Below are 17,084 nucleotides of genomic sequence, written 5' to 3'. Positions count from 1 at the left end.
TCCGCCATGAGCCAGCCCGTGCCACCGACGAACCAGCCGAACGACGCCCAGCCCGTCGACGGCAACCCCTACGCGGTCCAGCAGCCCGGCGCCCCCACCGGCAATCCGTTCGCGGCTCAGCAGCCCGGCCCGTACGGCGAGCCCGGTCAGCCCGGCGCCGCGTTCGGCGGAGCACCGTTCGCCCCGCCCGCCCCGGCCCGCAACAACCTGGGCCTCGGCCTGCTCGCCGCCCTCGTCGCGGCCCTCGTCGCCGCGGGCGTCTACGGCGCCATCATCGGTGCCACCAAGCACGAGATCGGCTACGCGGCCGTGGGTGTCGGCGCCGTCGTCGGCTTCGCCGCGGGCAAGGTCGGCGGCCGCAACCCCGCCCTGCCGGCCATCGGCGCCGTCCTCGCCCTGGTCGGTGTCTACTTCGGCCAGCTGCTCGGTGAGGCCATCCTCATCAGCAAGCAGTTCCCGCTCTCGGTCAGCGAGATCTTCTTCGACAACTTCGGCAACCTGAACAAGGTGTGGAAGGAAGACATGAGCGCCATGAGCTTCGTCTTCTTCGTGGTCGCCGCGGTGGTCGCCTTCTCCGCCGCCCGCAAGGCGGCCGACTGATCAGGCCCGCTGGACGCACAAGAGCCCGGACCGCACACGGTCCGGGCTCTTGTGCGTCCGAGGGCTCAGCGGCGGTGCTGCGAGTCCGCCACCGTCACCTCGACCCGCTGGAACTCCTTGAGGTCGCTGTACCCCGTCGTCGCCATCGCACGGCGCAGCGCGCCGAAGATGTTCATCGAACCGTCCGGGGTGTGCGAGGGGCCGGTGAGGACCTCCTCGGTGGTGCCGACGGAGCCCAGGTCCACCAGCTTGCCGCGCGGCACGTCCTCGTGGACGGCCTCCATGCCCCAGTGCCGGCCGCGGCCCGGCGCGTCCGTGGCACGGGCCAGCGGGGAGCCCATCATCACGGCGTCCGCGCCGCAGGCGATGGCCTTCGGCAGGTCGCCGGACCAGCCGACGCCACCGTCCGCGATCACGTGCACGTACCGGCCGCCGGACTCGTCCATGTAGTCGCGCCGGGCCCCGGCCACGTCGGCGACCGCGGTCGCCATCGGGACCTGGATGCCGAAGACGTTGCGCGTGGTGTGCGCGGCACCACCGCCGAAGCCGACGAGGACACCGGCCGCGCCGGTACGCATCAGGTGCAGGGCGGCGGTGTACGTGGCGCAGCCGCCGACGATCACCGGGACGTCCAGCTCGTAGATGAACTGCTTGAGGTTGAGCGGCTCGGCGGCGCTCGACACGTGCTCGGCGGAGACCGTCGTACCGCGGATGACGAAGATGTCCACGCCCGCGTCGACGACGGCCTTGGAGAACTGCGCGGTGCGCTGCGGGGAGAGCGCGGCGGCGGTGACGACGCCGGAGTCGCGCACCTCCTTGATGCGCCGGCCGATCAGCTCCTCCTGGATCGGGGCGGAGTAGATCTCCTGGAGGCGGCGGGTCGCCGACTCGACGGGCATCTCGGCGATCTCGTCGAGCAGCGGCTGCGGGTCGGCGTGCCGGGTCCACAGGCCCTCGAGGTTGAGCACGCCGAGGCCGCCGAGCTCGCCGATACGGATCGCGGTCTGCGGGGAGACCACGGAGTCCATGGGGGCCGCCAGGAACGGCAGCTCGAACCGGTAGGCGTCGATCTGCCAGGCGATCGAGACCTCCTTCGGGTCGCGCGTGCGTCGACTCGGAACGACAGCGATGTCGTCGAATGCGTACGCCCGGCGGCCGCGCTTGCCGCGCCCGATCTCGATCTCAGTCACGATGATGTGGCCTTTCCCTCTACGTCTGCGTTGTCCAGTATCCCCGACCCACGGCTGAGGGGCGGTCCCGGGAACCCCGGACCGCCCCTCGGCTGCACTGTCGCGTTACTTCTTGCTGTAGTTCGGCGCCTCGACCGTCATCTGGATGTCGTGCGGGTGGCTCTCCTTGAGACCCGCCGAGGTGATCCGGACGAACCGGCCGTTGGCCTGGAGCTCCGGGACGGTGCGGCCGCCGACGTAGAACATCGACTGGCGCAGACCGCCGGTGAGCTGGTGGACGACCGCGGAGAGCGGGCCGCGGTAGGGGACCTGGCCCTCGATGCCCTCGGGCACCAGCTTCTCGTCGGAGGCGACACCCTCCTGGAAGTACCGGTCCTTGGAGAACGACTTGCGGTCGCCGCGGGTCTGCATCGCACCCAGCGAGCCCATGCCGCGGTACGACTTGAACTGCTTGCCGTTGATGAACATCAGCTCACCCGGGGACTCCTCGCAGCCCGCCAGCAGCGAGCCGAGCATCACGGTGTCCGCGCCGGCCACCAGGGCCTTGGCGATGTCGCCGGAGTACTGCAGGCCGCCGTCGCCGATGACCGGGACGCCGGCCGCCTTGGCGGCGAGCGAGGCCTCGTAGATCGCGGTGACCTGCGGAACGCCGATGCCGGCGACGACACGGGTGGTGCAGATGGAGCCGGGGCCCACACCGACCTTGATGCCGTCGGCACCGGAGTCGATCAGGGCCTGGGCGCCGTCACGGGTGGCGATGTTGCCGCCGATGACATCGACCGAGGAGTTCGACTTGATCTTGGCGACCATGTCGCCGACCAGCCGGGAGTGGCCGTGCGCGGTGTCGACGACGATGAAGTCGACGCCCGCCTCGATGAGCGCCTGGGCCCGCTCGTAGGCGTCGCCCGCGACACCGACGGCGGCGCCGACCAGCAGGCGACCCTCCTTGTCCTTGGCGGCGTTCGGGTACTTCTCCGCCTTGACGAAGTCCTTGACGGTGATGAGGCCCTTGAGCACGCCCGCCTGGTCGACCAGCGGAAGCTTCTCGATCTTGTGGCGGCGCAGCAGCTCCATGGCGTCCACGCCGGAGATGCCGACCTGGCCGGTGACCAGCGGCATGGGCGTCATGACCTCGCGCACCTGGCGCGTACGGTCCGACTCGAAGGCCATGTCACGGTTGGTGACGATGCCGAGCAGCTTGCCCGCGGGGTCGGTGACCGGGACACCGCTGATGCGGAACTTGGCGCACAGCTCGTCGGCGTCGCGCAGCGTCGCGTCCGGGTGCACCGTGATCGGGTCGGTGACCATGCCGGACTCGGAGCGCTTCACCAGGTCGACCTGGTTGGCCTGGTCGGCGATGGAGAGGTTGCGGTGCAGCACGCCCGCGCCACCCTGCCGGGCCATGGCGATCGCCATGCGGGCCTCGGTGACCTTGTCCATCGCGGCCGAGAGCAGCGGGATGTTCACCCGCACGTTCCTGGAGATGTACGAGGCGGTTTCGATCTGGTCGGGCGCCATGTCGGACGCGCCGGGCAGCAGCAGCACGTCGTCGTATGTCAGCCCGAGCATCGCGAATTTCTCGGGCACTCCGTCGACGTATGCAGTCATGACACCTTCCCCAAATGGCCTTGATCGGTGCGGATGTCCATGCTAACGGCCTTCGGGGGCGTCTCATTCCACGAACAAGATCACTCAGGGCTTTTGTGGCTTCGTACAGAACCCGGAGAAAGCCCGGGTCACTGCTCCGCGAGGGCCCGCAGCCTGCTCAGGGCCCGGTGCTGGGCGACCCGGACGGCACCCGGTGACATGCCCAGCATCTGACCGGTCTCCTCCGCGGTCAGACCGACGGCGACCCGCAGGACGAGCAGCTCACGCTGGTTGTCCGGGAGGTTGGCCAGAAGCTTCTTGGCCCAGGCCGCATCGCTGCTGAGCAGCGCACGCTCCTCGGGTCCGAGCGAATCGTCCGGCCGTTCGGGCATCTCGTCGGAGGGCACGACCGTCGATCCCGGATGCCGCATGGCGGCCCGCTGGAGGTCGGCGACCTTGTGGCCCGCGATGGCGAAGACGAAGGCTTCGAAGGGCCTGCCGGTGTCCTTGTAGCGGGGCAGCGCCATCAGTACCGCGACGCACACGTCCTGCGCCAGGTCCTCCACGAAGTGGCGAGCATCACCGGGCAGACGGTTCAGCCGGGACCTGCAGTAACGCAGAGCGAGCGGATGAACATGGGCCAGCAGATCATGGGTGGCCTGCGCGTCGCCCTCGACAGCACGGTGCACCAGAGCACCGATCACGGTCGTTTCGTCGTCGCGCATCGGACCATGGTGCCTCGGAGCCGCGTCATCCGCGCCGCCGCGTCCGTAGTTGTGCACCGAAGCGTTATGAGCGGGTGCGCCGGAAGTCATGCCCTGCGCCCTCCCCTTCCGCTCGACCGAATCGTTCCCGAGGAACTCCACGACTCAAGGATGCGGTATCGGCCGCGAAGCTTCACAAACCGTCGGCGCGACAGGCGCCGCCGACGGGGCGCAGCCCGCCCCGCGCACACCGGTCACCTGCCCCGTCCGCCGATGTGCGGACGGGGATTCGAGCTACTTCCGGCCACGGCCGGTCCTCAGCGGACCAGACCCCAACGGAAACCGAGCGCCACGGCGTGCGCCCGGTCCGAAGCGCCGAGCTTCTTGAACAGGCGCCTGGCGTGCGTCTTCACCGTGTCCTCGGAGAGGAACAGCTCACGGCCGATCTCGGCGTTCGAACGGCCGTGGCTCATGCCTTCGAGCACCTGGATCTCACGCGCCGTGAGCGTCGGCGCCGCCCCCATCTCGGCCGACCGCAGCCGACGCGGGGCGAGCCGCCACGTCGGATCGGCCAGCGCCTGGGTGACGGTGGCCCGCAGCTCCGCACGGGAGGCGTCCTTGTGCAGATAGCCGCGGGCACCGGCGGCGACCGCGAGCGCGACACCGTCCAGGTCCTCGGCGACGGTCAGCATGATGATCCTGGCCCCGGGGTCGGCGGAGAGCAGCCGCCGGACCGTCTCCACACCTCCCAGACCGGGCATGCGTACGTCCATCAGGATCAGATCCGAACGGTCGGCGCCCCAGCGGCGGAGGACTTCCTCGCCGTTGGCCGCCGTCGTCACACGTTCGACGCCGGGCACGGTCGCGACCGCACGACGGAGCGCCTCTCGGGCAAGCGGGGAGTCGTCGCAGACGAGGACGGATGTCATGACCGTCCTCCGCAGCTGATGAGCGTCACCTTGAACCTCCAGGCTGTACAAGTCGTCACCTGAGCGGTCGACACTTCCGGACATCTGCCCGATCGCTCTTCCGTCAACCGCCTCCGCCCTCTCAACGACGGTCACTCGAAAGAGTTACGGGTCGGACGGCCGGGTTCGGCACTCTACGTGAGGGATCACGCACACAGGAGAGCGACGCAGATCGTCCAACGGTCAACCGAAAAATCCTCATGAAGATATGCCCCATTTGGCGGGTTTTCTTCCCTTTTGCTGGTGTCTGTGACTAGATTCGCAATCAGTCATATTTACATCTACTTACACCGTAGATGCAGATGTCATGGGCACGGTCAAAACGGACGACAACGACGATTCCGACTCAGCACGGTTTCGAGGGGACAAGCAATGGCAGATTTCTCCCGCCTTCCCGGACCCAACGCCGATCTGTGGGACTGGCAACTGCTGGCGGCCTGCCGCGGGGTCGACAGCTCGCTGTTCTTCCACCCGGAGGGTGAACGCGGGGCAGCCCGGAGCGCCCGCGAGAACTCGGCAAAAGAGGTCTGCATGCGATGCCCGGTACGCGCCGAGTGCGCAGCACACGCACTGGCGGTGCGCGAACCCTACGGAGTGTGGGGCGGACTCACCGAGGACGAACGCGAGGAGCTCATGGGACGGGCCCGCAACCGGCTGATCACGGCGGCCGCGCCGACGGCCCTTCCGTCCCCGTCCGGGCACGGCTGATCCCGCCGTCCCGCCAAGCCAACAGAAAAACGTTTCTGCACCCCACCCGGCCACCGAGGGCGGCCGGGACACAGGCAGGCCCGCCTCAGCGGTCGGCCGCCACGGACAGCCGCTCCAGCGTGGCCGCGACCGCCGGCACCCGGGCCAGGTCGGGCAGGGTCAGGGCGACGATCTCGCGCTCGACGGCCGGTTCCACCTGCACGGTGCGGGCCCCCTTGGGACGTACCGACTCGATCGCCAGCTCCGGCAGCACGGCCACGCCCAGCCCGGCCCCGACCAGGCCGATCACCGCCGGGTAGTCGTCGGTGGCGAAGTCGATGCGTGGCGTGAAACCGGATTCCTCGCAGACCTCCACCAGCTGGCGGCGGCAGCGCGGACAGCCCGCGATCCACGACTCGCCGGCCAGCTCGGCGATCCCGACCGCATCCGCCCCGGCGAGCCGGTGCCCCTCGGGGACCAGGCCGATCAGGCGGTCGGTGAGCAGCGGGCGCACGACCAGGTCGTCCCACTCCGCGCCGGAGGTCCCGTAGCGGAACGCCAGCGCGATGTCGCAGTCGCCCTCGCGCAGCATCTCGACCGAGCGCGGCGGCTCGGCCTCGACCAGGGAGACCTGGGTGCCGGGGTGGGCCGCGCGCAGCGCCGCGAGGGCCCCGGGAACCAGCGTGGAGCTGCCGCTGGGGAACGAGACGAGCCGGACCCGGCCCGCCCGCAGCCCGGCGATCGCGGCGACCTCCTCCTCGGCGGCGGTGAGCCCGGCGAGGATGCCGGAGGCGTGCCGGACGAGGGCCTCGCCCGCCTGAGTCAGCCGCATCTCGCGGCCCGTACGGATCAGCAGTGTGGTCCCGGCGGAGGCTTCCAGCGCCTTCATCTGCTGGCTCACCGCGGGCTGGGTGCAGCCCAGTTCGCGGGCGGCGGCGGAGAACGAGCCGGTGGCGGCCACGGCGCGCAGGACACGGAGATGGCGTGCTTCGATCACACCCCAACCATAAGAGAACCTTGGGGAGGGTGTGAAATATCTGGGTGCACCTTTGGCGGTGTGGTGGTTAGCGTTCTCCGCATGAAGCCGACGAAGCCGACGAAGCCCACGGAGCCGATGAAGCCGATGAAGCTGCTGACCGTGAACGTGGGACGGCCGAAGGCCGTCGCGTACACCGACGCCCCCGGTGGTGCGACAGGGATCGACAAGCGGCCGGCCGACGGCCCCGTGCACGTCGCCGACCCGGGCCCCAAGGGAACCGGCGGCAGTGGGCTGGCCGGGGACGCGGTGTGCGATCTGCGCCATCACGGCGGCTCCGATCAGGCCGTGTACGCCTTCGCCCGCGAGGAACTGGACGTCTGGGAGCGGGAGCTCGGCCGTCCGCTGGCCAATGGCGCGTTCGGGGAGAACCTGACGACCAGCGGTCTGGACGTGAGCGGCGCGAAGATAGGCGAGCGCTGGCGGATCGGCGCGGATCTGGTCCTGGAGGTCACGTCCAGCCGGATCCCGTGCCGTACGTTCGCCGGCCATCTCGACGAGAAGCGCTGGGTGAAGCGGTTCACTCAGGCGGCCGCGCCGGGTGCCTATCTGCGCGTGATCGTGCCGGGCGAGATCCGCGCCGGCGACCCGGTCGAGATCGTGCACCGGCCCGAACACGACGTCACCGTGGAACTGGACTTCCTGGCCTCGACGACCCGCCGGGACCTGCTGCCGAGGATGCTCGCGGCCGGGGACGCGCTGCATCCCGAGACGCTCCGTGCCGCTCTGAAGTATGTGGCGACGCAGTCCGCGGACAACTGATCACGGTGCGCCGGACAGGCACTACCGTGCCGCGTATGACGACTGCACTGATTACGGGCGCGACCGCGGGGATCGGAGCCGCGTTCGCGCGGCGGCTCGCGGCCGACGGGCACAACCTGGTGCTGGTGGCCCGCGACACCGAGCGGCTGCGCGAGCAGGCCACCGAGCTGCACGACCGGCACGGCATCGAGGCCGAGGTGCTGACGGCCGACCTGTCCGAGGACAAGGGGATCGCCGCGGTCGAGGACCGGTTGACGGACCGTCGGCACCCGGTCGACCTGCTGGTCAACAACGCCGGGTTCGGCAACAAGGGGCGCTATCTGGAGGTATCCATGGCCGATGAGCTGAGGATGCTGAAGGTGCACTGCGAGGCGGTCCTCCGGCTGACCTCGGCGGCGGCGGCCGGGATGCGGGAGCGGGGCCGGGGCGGGGTCGTCAACGTCGCCTCGGTGGCCGCGTTCCTGCCGCGCGGGACGTACGGCGCGTCCAAGGCGTGGGTCGTGCAGTTCACCCAGGGCGCGGCGAAGGACCTGGCGGGTTCGGGGGTGCGGCTGATGGCCCTGTGCCCCGGCTTCGTCCGGACCGAGTTCCACGAGCGGGCCGGGATGGGGACCGGCAACATCCCGGGGTGGATGTGGCTGGACGCGGACAAGCTGGTGTCGGCGGCGCTGGCGGACCTGGCCCGCGGAAGGTCGGTCTCGATCCCGGATCCGCGGTACAAGGCGTTGATGGGACTCGTGAAACTGACGCCGCGCGGCCTGCTCGGCGGGGTCAGCTCCAAGGCGGGCCGCACCTACGGACCTCGGTGAGCGGGCGGTCGCCGCACTCCCCCACGCACGGCAGCACGTGCCGAGGCCCGGTACCCCGCGACGGGGTACCGGGCCTCGGTGGCTCAGCGGTTCAGCCGGAGCCGCTGACTGGCGTCAGTGCGCGTGGCCGTGGCCGCCGTGGGCGGCTTCGGCCTCTTCCTCGGCCGGCTTCTCGACGACCAGGGTCTCGGTCGTGAGCAGCAGCGACGCGATGGACGCGGCGTTCTCCAGCGCGGAGCGGGTGACCTTGACCGGGTCGATGACGCCGGCCTTCACCAGGTCGCCGTACTCGCCGGTCGCGGCGTTGAAGCCCTGGCCCTTGTCGAGGTCGGAGACCTTCGAGGTGATGACGTAACCCTCGAGGCCGGCGTTCTCGGCGATCCAGCGCAGCGGCTCGACAGCGGCGCGGCGCACGACCGCGACACCGGTGGCCTCGTCGCCGGTCTTGTCGAGGTTGCCCTCCAGGACCTTGACGGCGTGGACCAGAGCGGAGCCACCACCGGAGACGATGCCCTCCTCGACCGCGGCGCGGGTCGCGGAGATGGCGTCCTCCAGACGGTGCTTCTTCTCCTTGAGCTCCACCTCGGTGGCGGCACCGACGCGGATCACGCACACGCCGCCGGCCAGCTTAGCGAGGCGCTCCTGGAGCTTCTCGCGGTCCCAGTCGGAGTCCGTGGCCTCGATCTCGGCCTTGATCTGGTTGACCCGGCCCTTGACGTCGCCGGGCTCGCCGCCGCCGTCCACGATCGTGGTGTCGTCCTTGGAGACGGTGACGCGGCGGGCGGTGCCCAGGACGTCCAGACCGGCCTGGTCGAGCTTGAGGCCGACCTCCTCGGCGATGACGGTCGCACCGGTGAGGGTGGCGATGTCGCCGAGCATGGCCTTGCGGCGGTCACCGAAGCCCGGGGCCTTCACCGCGACGGCGTTGAAGGTGCCACGGATCTTGTTGACGACGAGGGTCGACAGCGCCTCGCCCTCGACGTCCTCGGCGATGATCAGCAGCGGCTTGGAGCCACCGGCCTGGATGACCTTCTCCAGCAGCGGGAGGAGCTCCTGGATCGCGCCGATCTTGCCCTGGTGGATCAGGATGTACGGGTCGTCGAGGACGGCCTCCATACGCTCCTGGTCGGTCACCATGTACGGGGACAGGTAGCCCTTGTCGAAGGCCATGCCCTCGGTGAAGTCGAGGTCCAGACCGAAGGTGTTGGACTCCTCGACGGTGATGACGCCGTCCTTGCCGACCTTGTCCATCGCGTCCGCGATGAGCTCGCCGACCTGCGGGTCCTGCGCGGAGAGCGCGGCCACGGCGGCGATGTCGGCCTTGTCGTCGATCGGGCGGGCGGTCGCGTGGAGCTCCTCGGACACGGCCTTGACCGCAGCGTCGATGCCCTTCTTCAGGGCTGCCGGGGAAGCGCCCGCGGCGACGTTGCGCAGACCCTCGCGGACGAGCGCCTGGGCCAGCACGGTGGCGGTGGTCGTACCGTCACCCGCGATGTCGTTGGTCTTGGTCGCCACCTCCTTCACCAGCTGGGCACCGAGGTTCTCGTACGGGTCGTCGAGCTCGACCTCGCGCGCGATAGTGACACCGTCGTTGGTGATGGTGGGAGCACCGAACTTCTTGTCGATGACGACGTTGCGGCCCTTGGGGCCGATCGTCACCTTGACCGTGTCGGCCAGCTTGTTGACGCCGCGCTCAAGGGCGCGACGGGCGTCCTCGTCGAACTTCAGAATCTTCGCCATGGCAGCTGAGCTTTCCTCTCAGACGTACTGCGCCCCCGACCGCCCGGCTGGTTGTTCGCAGGGGGCCAGGGGCGCAGAACAGAAGCAAACGTGGGTGAATTACTTCTCGACGATCGCGAGCACGTCGCGAGCCGAGAGGACGAGGTACTCCTCGCCGTTGTACTTCACCTCGGTGCCGCCGTACTTGCTGTAGAGCACGACGTCGCCGGTCTTGACGTCGAGCGGAAGGCGCTCGCCGTTCTCGAAGCGACCCGGGCCCACGGCCAGGACGACGCCCTCCTGGGGCTTCTCCTTGGCGGTGTCCGGAATGACCAGGCCGGAAGCCGTGGTCTGCTCGGCGTCGAGCGGCTGGACCACAATGCGGTCCTCGAGCGGCTTGATCGCAACCTTGGTGCTGGCGGTCGACACGATCCGGTCTCCCCCTTCGGAGATCTCACGGGGTCAGGAGTCTTGGTGTGGCGACCAGGTCGATCCGTCGTCGCGGGTGCCGGACCTGCCAGTCGCACTGAACTGCTGGCACTCTCCTGTGGTGAGTGCCAGCACCGAGACTATGACCGCGATTAGCACTCGGTCAAGCGGAGTGCCAATTCAGCCCGTCGTGGCGCCGTACGGGCTCCCCCACCCGGTCGGCGACGGGTGCCCGTTCCGTCCAACGGTCCGGACGGCACCACGTTCGTGACGCCGCGGCAGCACGGGCCCCGGGCACTGTGGGACGGCAACGGTCCGGACGCGACCGCGCAACGGTCCGGGCACCCTGAATGCGACGCGGGGACGGACCGCACGGTTCCGTACGACCCTGGGGCCCATGCTCGAACCTCGGCACCAGCCGTCGAACCCGCTTCCGGATCCCCCGTCGTCGGCACCGCGCTCCGCTCGCCCCGTCAACGGCTGCCTCGACGTGCTGCTGGGTCTGCTGCTGCTGGTCGTGGAGGGGCTGATCTGCGCGCTCGCCGCCTTCTCCCTGGCCTTCTCGCGGTGGGGCCCCAGTGGCCAGGAGCTGACGGGGCCACCGCCGATGGACTGGACACCCGTCCTCGTCTTCGGCGGGTTCACCGCGGTGGCCTGCCTGTTCGCCATGGTGCTGATCCGCTCGCGGTGGCCCTGGGCCGGCGCGCTCCAGATCCTGGCCGCACTCGTGCTCTGCGGGGCCACGGTGCAGATCGGGCTGGAGGACTACCGCCGGTCGCACCCGCGGCCGGCCCCCGTCCCCACGGTCGAGCCCTTCCAGTCCGGCCACCCATGCCGCAGCGGCGGCGACGACCGGGAGTGCCGGGACTCCGGCAGCTGAGGACAGGCGGTGGCGGCCGGCGCCCCGGGCTCCCCGTGATCGCCGTGCGGGCGCGCCTGCGGGCCGGCCGCGGGTGCCGGATGCGGGCGGGCCACCTTCTGCGCGGCCTTGCGGCCCAGCCGTTCGATCGGGTCCACGGGCGCGCATCCGGCGGTCGCGGTCAGCAGCGCACCGACCGTCAGCAGTCCGGCGAGCAGTCTGTGCGCCCTGGTCATACGTAGTCCTCCAGCCGGGCCACCGCATACCCCTGGTCCGTGACGGTCTTCATGACCGCCCGGACCAGATCGGCCATGCTGCCACCCCACTCCGCCCGTCCCCGGAAGTGCGTCCGGATGATGTCGCCGGGGTGCAGTTCATGATCCGCCTCGCGCCATTCCATGCGGTCCGGGAACGCCTCCGCGTTCCACAGCGGCACGGCCTTGATGCCGCAGGACTTCGCGGCGCGGAGGGTGTCCTCGTCGTAGTGGCCGTACGGAGGACGGAAGAGGGTGGGTCGCGGTCCGAACTGTTCCTTGATGACGGCCTGCTGTCCGCAGATCTCGCTCTTCTGCTCGTCGTACGAGAGGCCGGTCAGATCGGACTGCCCGAGCGTGTGGTTGTTGACGGCGACGCCCAGCCGCTGCATCTCCAGGAAGTACCCGTAGGTGTCACCCACCAGGCGGTCACTGAGGAACGCGCTGTACGGGATGTCCAGTTCGTCCATCATCTGCAGCAGTTCGGGGTCCTTCTCGGCCCCGCCGTCCATCGTCAGGAAGACGACGCGGTTCTTGGTCGGGACGGTGGTGAAGACCGGGGGCAGCGAGTCGTCGTCGCCGGCCTCGAACCCCTCGCGGGTGGTGATCCGCGGCTTCACGGCGGGCGGCGGGGGCGCGATCAGCGGAGGGCTCGCCAGCCCCCACTTCTTGGCGAGGGCGGCCCGTACGGCCGGACTGAACCGCGCGTTCTCACGGGCCACGGCGGGGGCACGGCCCTGGCCGGCCCACTGTCCGAGGCCCGCCCCGGGCGCGGGGGCCCCCGGTGGGCCCGCCGCGGGCGGGGCCGGGTGCCCGTCGGCGCCATCGGCTCCGGAGGCGCAGCCGGAACAGACGGCGGCGGTCAGGAGTGCGGCCAGGACCGCGCAGGCGCACCGATGCCTGCCGGGGCCCCGCCCGCCGCCGCGTTCCCGGGCGCCCGCCTCACTCCCTTTCATGGTTAATTTTTCCTTTTGTCGTACTAGTTGCATGGCGTCGCATCCTGCCAGCACGGAACCGGCGCCCCGGCCCGACACCGCCACCGGGTCCGCCGGTCAACCCGGCTGGCTCACAATGGGGCAGGTGAACGCCTTCGCCCCGAACGACCGGCCCGACGCCGACGACCCGCTCGCCGCCTTCCTCGCCCTGCGCACCCCCGAGGGCGCGGAGCTCCTGGACGGGCTGCGGTCGTACGACCCCGCCCAGGAGCTCGCCACCGCCACCCGGCTGCGCCGCTCCCATCCGGCCCCGCTGGTCTCGGCGGCCCTCGGCCAGGCGCGGCTGCGGCAGCGGGCGGTGGCGAAGTTCGGTGCGGAGGACGCGTACCGGATGTTCTTCACGCCGAACGGCGTCGAGCAGGCGACCCGCGCCTCGGTGGCCACCCACCGCGCGCGGCGTTTCGTGGAGGCGGGCGGCGTACGGAGCGTCGCCGACCTGTGCTGCGGGATCGGGGGCGACGCGATCGCGCTCGCCCGGGCGGGCATCCGTGTCCTCGCGGTCGACCGCGACCCGCTGACCGCCGAGGTGGCCCGTGCCAACGCCGCCGCGCTCGGCCTGGACGACCTGATCGAGGTGCGGTGCGCCGACGTCACCGGGATCGACACCGCGCCGTACGACGCGGTGTTCGTCGACCCGGCCCGGCGCGGCGGCAGGGGCAGGATCTTCGACCCCGAGGCGTACTCGCCTCCGCTCTCCTGGGCGACCGGCGCCGCGCTCAAGGCCCCTCGCGCCGCACTGAAGATCGCTCCCGGCATCCCGCACGAGGCGATCCCGGCGCAGGCGGAGGCGGAGTGGATCTCGGACGGCGGAGACGTGAAGGAGGCGGTGCTCTGGTTCGGCGAGGGCTTCGCGGCCGGTTCGTACCGCGCCACCGTGCTTCCGGCCCGCGCCACCCTGTGGTCCGGGGCCTCGCTGCCCGCCCCGCCAGTCGGCCCGGTCGGCCCCTATCTGTACGAGCCGGACGGCGCCGTCATCCGCGCCCATCTGGTCGCCGACATCGTGGCCCGGTGCGACGGCCGGCTGATCGACGAGACCATCGCGTACGTCACGGGCGATGAGCCGTACGACTCCCCGTACACCACCGGGTACGAGATCACCGACCAACTGCCCTTCCACATGAAGAAGCTGAAGGCGCTGCTGCGGGAGCGGGAGGTCGGCGTCCTGACGGTGAAGAAGCGCGGATCGGCCGTCGAACCGGAGGAGTTGCGCCGCCGCATGAAGCTCCAGGGGCCGAACTCCGCCACGGTCTTCCTGACCCGGGTGGCCGGAGCCCCGACGATGCTGATCGGCCGTCCGCTGACCGGCCCCGCCTGAGGGCGGGGCCGGGGCGGGCGTCAGGCCCGGTCGGTCAGGTCCTCGGCGTACACCTGCGAGAGCGGCTGAGGACCCACGTACTGCTGGCAGTTGCACTGCCCCGCCTCGAAGCGGACCGGCTTCTTGGTCTCGTCCCAGGCCGTCGGGACCTCGACCCGCTCATGGCACCTGCCCTGCTTGTCGTGCTTGGCGAGGTGGTGCGTGCAGCCGCAGACCGGCTCCGGCGGCTTCTGCGCCGCCTCGACGGCGAGGCGTTCCTGCTTGGACGCCTCCAGCAGCTCCAGCTTCCGGGTGTGCCGATTGCGCAGTGCGGTACGGACGTTGTCGACCGCCCATCCGAAGCCGCCCGTCCAGAAGACGATGAGCACCCACCAGTACCACGCCATGCGACGCTCCTCCCCTACTCGTGTGTCAGGTCAGGATAGGTGCGGCAGGCAAGCGTCGGCGGTGTGCGTCCCGGCCGGCCGGGAACGACCATGCCCGCCTCAGGCGGGGGACTCGGCGGCCTCCAGCGACTCGAAGCGCCAGCGGTGCACCGGGCGGGTGATCAACTCCGCTGCGGGCTCGGGGAGTTCGGGCAGTTCGTCGCCGTAAGCCGCCGCCCACCAGGTGATGACCAGGACCCGGTCCTGCGGGGCACGCAGCAGCTCCCGGCGCAGCGGCTCACGGGCCAGCTCGACCGACCGGGCCCGTGCCCACTCCAGGAGTTCGCGGCCCCGCCCGGCGGTGGCGCGGGCCTCCCACATCAGCGCGACGGTCGTGCCACTCATGAGTAGAGGTTGTCCTTGCTGATCTCGTGCACATGGTCGTGGCCGTGGGTGTGCCCGTGGGCCCCCGGCACGTGCGGGTCGGTGACCGGCAGCGACGAGTCCGCGGACAGCTCCAGGTCCGAGGCCGCCCTGCCCCGGGCCACCATCTCCGCGCCCAGCGCCGCGACCATCGCCCCGTTGTCCGTGCACAGCCCCGGCCGCGGCACCCGCAGCCGGATCCCGGCCCGCTCGCACCGCTCCTGGGCCAGCGCCCGCAGCCGCGAGTTGGCCGCGACACCGCCGCCGATCATCAGATGGTCGACGCCCTCGTCCTTGCAGGCCCGGACGGCCTTCCGGGTGAGCACGTCCACCACGGCCTCCTGGAAGGACGCCGCCACGTCCCGTACCGGCACCTCCTCGCCCGCGGCGCGCCTGGCCTCGATCCAGCGGGCCACCGAGGTCTTCAGTCCGGAGAAGGAGAAGTCGTACGCGGGGTCGCGCGAGCCGCTCAGACCGCGCGGGAACGCGATCGCCCCCGGGTCGCCCTCCCTGGCCAGCCGGTCGATGACCGGGCCTCCGGGGAAGCCGAGGTCCAGCACCCGGGCGATCTTGTCGAAGGCCTCACCGGCGGCGTCGTCGATGGTCGCGCCGAGCGGCCGCACGTCGTTGGTGATGTCGGGCGCGAGCAGCAGCGAGGAGTGGCCGCCGCTGACCAGCAGCGCCATCGTGGGCTCGGGCAGCGGGCCGTGCTCCAGCTGGTCGACGCAGATGTGCGAGGCGAGGTGGTTCACCCCGTAGAGCGGCTTGCCCAGCGCGTACGCGTACGCCTTCGCGGCCGAGACGCCGACCAGCAGCGCGCCCGCGAGCCCGGGACCGGCGGTGACGGAGATGCCGTCGAGGTCGCGGGCGCTGATCCCGGCCTGCTTCAGGGCACGCTCGATGGTGGGGACCATCGCCTCCAGGTGCGCGCGGGAGGCGATCTCCGGAACGACGCCGCCGAAGCGGGCGTGGGTGTCCACACTGGACGCGACGGCGTCGGCCAGCAGCGTCGTGCCGCGGACGATGCCGACGCCGGTCTCGTCGCAGGAGGTCTCGATGCCGAGTACGAGGGGTTCGTCAGCCATCAGTCAGTCCCTGTTTCCTGTACGAGCTCCGGTCCGGGCTCGGGTACGTGCTCTGGTACTTCTTCGTGCAGGTGAAGACGCATGACGAGGGCGTCGACATTGCCCGGCTGGTAGTAGCCGCGGCGGAAGCCGATCGGTTCGAAGCCGAAGCGTTCGTACAGCTTCTGCGCCCGGGTGTTGTCGACGCGGACTTCGAGGAGCACCTCGGCGCACTCGAAGTCCGTGGCGTGCTTCAGCAGATCGGTGAGGAGTTCGGAGCCGAGCCCGCCGCCCCAGTGGTCGCGGGTGACGCCGATCGTCTGGACGTCGGCGAGATCACCGGCCGCGGCGAGACCGGCGTAGCCGACGATGCGGTCGGTGCCGGGGTCCTCCGCGACGACGTAGCGGCGGGTGGCCTGCGCACCGCGGGAGTGCGCCAGCTCGGACCAGAACATGCCGGCCGACCAGGCGTCGTCCGGGAACAGCTCGTGTTCGAGTTCCAGCACCGGGTCGATGTCCCACCAGCGCATCTCGCGCAGAACGGCAGTGGCGCTCGTCACTTCGGCGTGACCACCTTGTAGTTCTTCGGAACCTGGGCGTCGGGCCTGCGCAGGTAGAGCGGCTGCGGCGGCAGCAGTTCCGCGCCCGCGGAGAGGCGCTCGGCGGCGAGGGCCGCCAGCGCACCGGCGCTGACGTGCTCGGGGCCCCGGGCGTCCGGGAACGCCTCCGGGTAGAGCACCGCGCCCGCGCCGACGACGGGGAGCCCGGCGAGCTGATCGGCGATGTCGGCGGGCCGGTCGACCGCGGGCCCCGTGGCGGGGGTGCGGAAGTCCTCGTAGCGCGCCCAGTACACCTCCTTGCGACGGGCGTCCGTCGCGACGGCGAACGGGCCCTGGAGGCCGTCCTGCCCGGCGGCGTACGCGAGACCGTCCAGGGTGCACAGACCGTGCACGGGTACGGCGAGGGCGGAGCCGAAGGTCGCGGCCGTGACCAGGCCGACCCGCAGCCCGGTGTACGGCCCGGGGCCGACGCCCACGACCACGTCCGTCACGGCACCCAGGTCCGTCCCGGCCTCGGCGAGGACCCGGTGGACGGCGGGCAGCAGCAGCTCCCCGTGCTTGCGGGCGTCGACCTGGCCGGACTCGGCGACGACGGAGGTTCCGTCGTGCAGGGCGACGGTGACGGCGGGGGTGGCGGTATCCATGGCGAGCAAGAGCACCTAAACAGCCTACGGCTCCCGCTGCGGGGCATGACGTCCCGTACGGCGTCCGGGTGCGACCGGCCCCGGCTGCTAACGTCACCATGTACACGCGTGAGA

The 17,084-nt window shown here is 70.9% G+C and carries 19 protein-coding genes; 6 read left to right on the top strand and 13 right to left on the bottom strand.

Translation table 11 applies throughout. The features are described from left to right. Positions 1–6 precede the first annotated feature (6 nt). Entirely contained in the window at positions 7–600 is a 594-nt protein-coding gene (locus AB0L71_RS17410; RefSeq protein ID WP_365243402.1) for a hypothetical protein, read from the top strand. 65 nt (positions 601–665) lie between these two features. On the opposite strand, the gene AB0L71_RS17405 is transcribed toward AB0L71_RS17410, so the two are convergent. The 4 genes from AB0L71_RS17405 to AB0L71_RS17390 form a co-directional block, all read right to left on the bottom strand. Then, complete coding sequence (locus AB0L71_RS17405; RefSeq protein WP_365243400.1) at positions 666–1,790, bottom strand: GuaB3 family IMP dehydrogenase-related protein; 1,125 nt, start codon at positions 1,788–1,790, stop codon at positions 666–668. Positions 1,791–1,895: 105 nt separating this feature from the next. Continuing rightward, a complete protein-coding gene (gene guaB / locus AB0L71_RS17400) occupies positions 1,896–3,398 on the bottom strand; it encodes an IMP dehydrogenase (RefSeq protein ID WP_365243398.1) in 1,503 nt (500 codons plus the stop codon). A gap of 128 nt (positions 3,399–3,526) precedes the next feature. After that, a complete protein-coding gene (locus tag AB0L71_RS17395) occupies positions 3,527–4,102 on the bottom strand; it encodes a sigma-70 family RNA polymerase sigma factor (protein ID WP_365243396.1) in 576 nt (191 codons plus the stop codon). 296 nt (positions 4,103–4,398) lie between these two features. Next, on the bottom strand, positions 4,399–5,010 hold the full coding sequence (locus AB0L71_RS17390; protein WP_003948568.1) for a response regulator transcription factor: 612 nt from the start codon (positions 5,008–5,010) through the stop codon (positions 4,399–4,401). A gap of 411 nt (positions 5,011–5,421) precedes the next feature. Here AB0L71_RS17390 and AB0L71_RS17385 point away from each other — a divergent pair, with 411 nt between their 5' ends. Continuing rightward, positions 5,422–5,757 (top strand): WhiB family transcriptional regulator, encoded by a 336-nt coding sequence (locus AB0L71_RS17385; RefSeq protein WP_365243394.1) that lies wholly within the window; start codon positions 5,422–5,424, stop codon positions 5,755–5,757. Between the two features lie 85 nt (positions 5,758–5,842). Here AB0L71_RS17385 and AB0L71_RS17380 read toward each other — a convergent pair whose 3' ends face one another. Continuing rightward, positions 5,843–6,733, bottom strand: coding sequence for a LysR family transcriptional regulator (locus AB0L71_RS17380; RefSeq protein WP_365243392.1), 891 nt, complete (start codon positions 6,731–6,733; stop codon positions 5,843–5,845). A gap of 126 nt (positions 6,734–6,859) precedes the next feature. Here AB0L71_RS17380 and AB0L71_RS17375 point away from each other — a divergent pair, with 126 nt between their 5' ends. After that, positions 6,860–7,534 (top strand): MOSC domain-containing protein, encoded by a 675-nt coding sequence (locus tag AB0L71_RS17375; RefSeq protein WP_365243671.1) that lies wholly within the window; start codon positions 6,860–6,862, stop codon positions 7,532–7,534. Positions 7,535–7,569: 35 nt separating this feature from the next. After that, positions 7,570–8,343 (top strand): SDR family oxidoreductase, encoded by a 774-nt coding sequence (locus AB0L71_RS17370; protein WP_365243390.1) that lies wholly within the window; start codon positions 7,570–7,572, stop codon positions 8,341–8,343. 114 nt (positions 8,344–8,457) lie between these two features. Here AB0L71_RS17370 and groL read toward each other — a convergent pair whose 3' ends face one another. Both groL and groES read right to left on the bottom strand, forming a co-directional pair. After that, positions 8,458–10,083 carry a chaperonin GroEL gene (gene groL / locus AB0L71_RS17365; RefSeq protein WP_365243388.1) on the bottom strand — a complete coding sequence of 542 codons (1,626 nt, stop codon included), beginning with the start codon at positions 10,081–10,083 and terminating at the stop codon, positions 8,458–8,460. A 99-nt stretch (positions 10,084–10,182) separates the two neighbouring features. Further along, the gene (gene groES, locus AB0L71_RS17360; protein ID WP_124716902.1) at positions 10,183–10,491 is read right to left on the bottom strand and encodes a co-chaperone GroES; all 309 of its coding nucleotides are present in this window, start codon (positions 10,489–10,491) and stop codon (positions 10,183–10,185) included. Between the two features lie 397 nt (positions 10,492–10,888). Here groES and AB0L71_RS17355 point away from each other — a divergent pair, with 397 nt between their 5' ends. Beyond that, positions 10,889–11,371 carry a DUF6234 family protein gene (locus AB0L71_RS17355; protein ID WP_365243387.1) on the top strand — a complete coding sequence of 161 codons (483 nt, stop codon included), beginning with the start codon at positions 10,889–10,891 and terminating at the stop codon, positions 11,369–11,371. Between the two features lie 211 nt (positions 11,372–11,582). On the opposite strand, the gene AB0L71_RS17350 is transcribed toward AB0L71_RS17355, so the two are convergent. After that, complete coding sequence (locus tag AB0L71_RS17350; protein WP_365243385.1) at positions 11,583–12,560, bottom strand: polysaccharide deacetylase family protein; 978 nt, start codon at positions 12,558–12,560, stop codon at positions 11,583–11,585. 115 nt (positions 12,561–12,675) lie between these two features. Between AB0L71_RS17350 and AB0L71_RS17345 the strand changes: the two genes are divergently transcribed. Next, the gene (locus tag AB0L71_RS17345) at positions 12,676–13,914 is read left to right on the top strand and encodes a methyltransferase domain-containing protein (protein WP_365243383.1); all 1,239 of its coding nucleotides are present in this window, start codon (positions 12,676–12,678) and stop codon (positions 13,912–13,914) included. 20 nt (positions 13,915–13,934) lie between these two features. On the opposite strand, the gene AB0L71_RS17340 is transcribed toward AB0L71_RS17345, so the two are convergent. The 5 genes from AB0L71_RS17340 to tsaB all read right to left on the bottom strand — a co-directional run bounded on the left by AB0L71_RS17340 (position 13,935) and on the right by tsaB (position 16,970). Continuing rightward, a complete protein-coding gene (locus AB0L71_RS17340; protein WP_365243382.1) occupies positions 13,935–14,300 on the bottom strand; it encodes a hypothetical protein in 366 nt (121 codons plus the stop codon). A gap of 99 nt (positions 14,301–14,399) precedes the next feature. Beyond that, entirely contained in the window at positions 14,400–14,684 is a 285-nt protein-coding gene (locus AB0L71_RS17335; protein ID WP_365243380.1) for a hypothetical protein, read from the bottom strand. After that, positions 14,681–15,787, bottom strand: coding sequence for a tRNA (adenosine(37)-N6)-threonylcarbamoyltransferase complex transferase subunit TsaD (gene tsaD / locus AB0L71_RS17330; RefSeq protein WP_365243378.1), 1,107 nt, complete (start codon positions 15,785–15,787; stop codon positions 14,681–14,683). Before tsaD ends, AB0L71_RS17335 begins: the two co-directional genes overlap by 4 nt. Continuing rightward, entirely contained in the window at positions 15,787–16,326 is a 540-nt protein-coding gene (rimI, locus tag AB0L71_RS17325) for a ribosomal protein S18-alanine N-acetyltransferase (protein WP_365243376.1), read from the bottom strand. The genes tsaD and rimI overlap by 1 nt, the downstream gene beginning before the upstream one ends. Further along, positions 16,323–16,970, bottom strand: a complete 648-nt coding sequence (gene tsaB, locus AB0L71_RS17320; RefSeq protein ID WP_365243669.1) for a tRNA (adenosine(37)-N6)-threonylcarbamoyltransferase complex dimerization subunit type 1 TsaB — start codon at positions 16,968–16,970, stop codon at positions 16,323–16,325. Before tsaB ends, rimI begins: the two co-directional genes overlap by 4 nt. Between the last annotated feature and the right edge of the window lie 114 nt (positions 16,971–17,084).

Source organism: Streptomyces sp. NPDC052052 (genome assembly GCF_040680455.1).
Lineage (GTDB): Bacteria > Actinomycetota > Actinomycetes > Streptomycetales > Streptomycetaceae > Streptomyces.
Note: the sequence above shows the minus strand (reverse complement) of the source record. Positions and strands in the feature narration are given on the sequence as shown.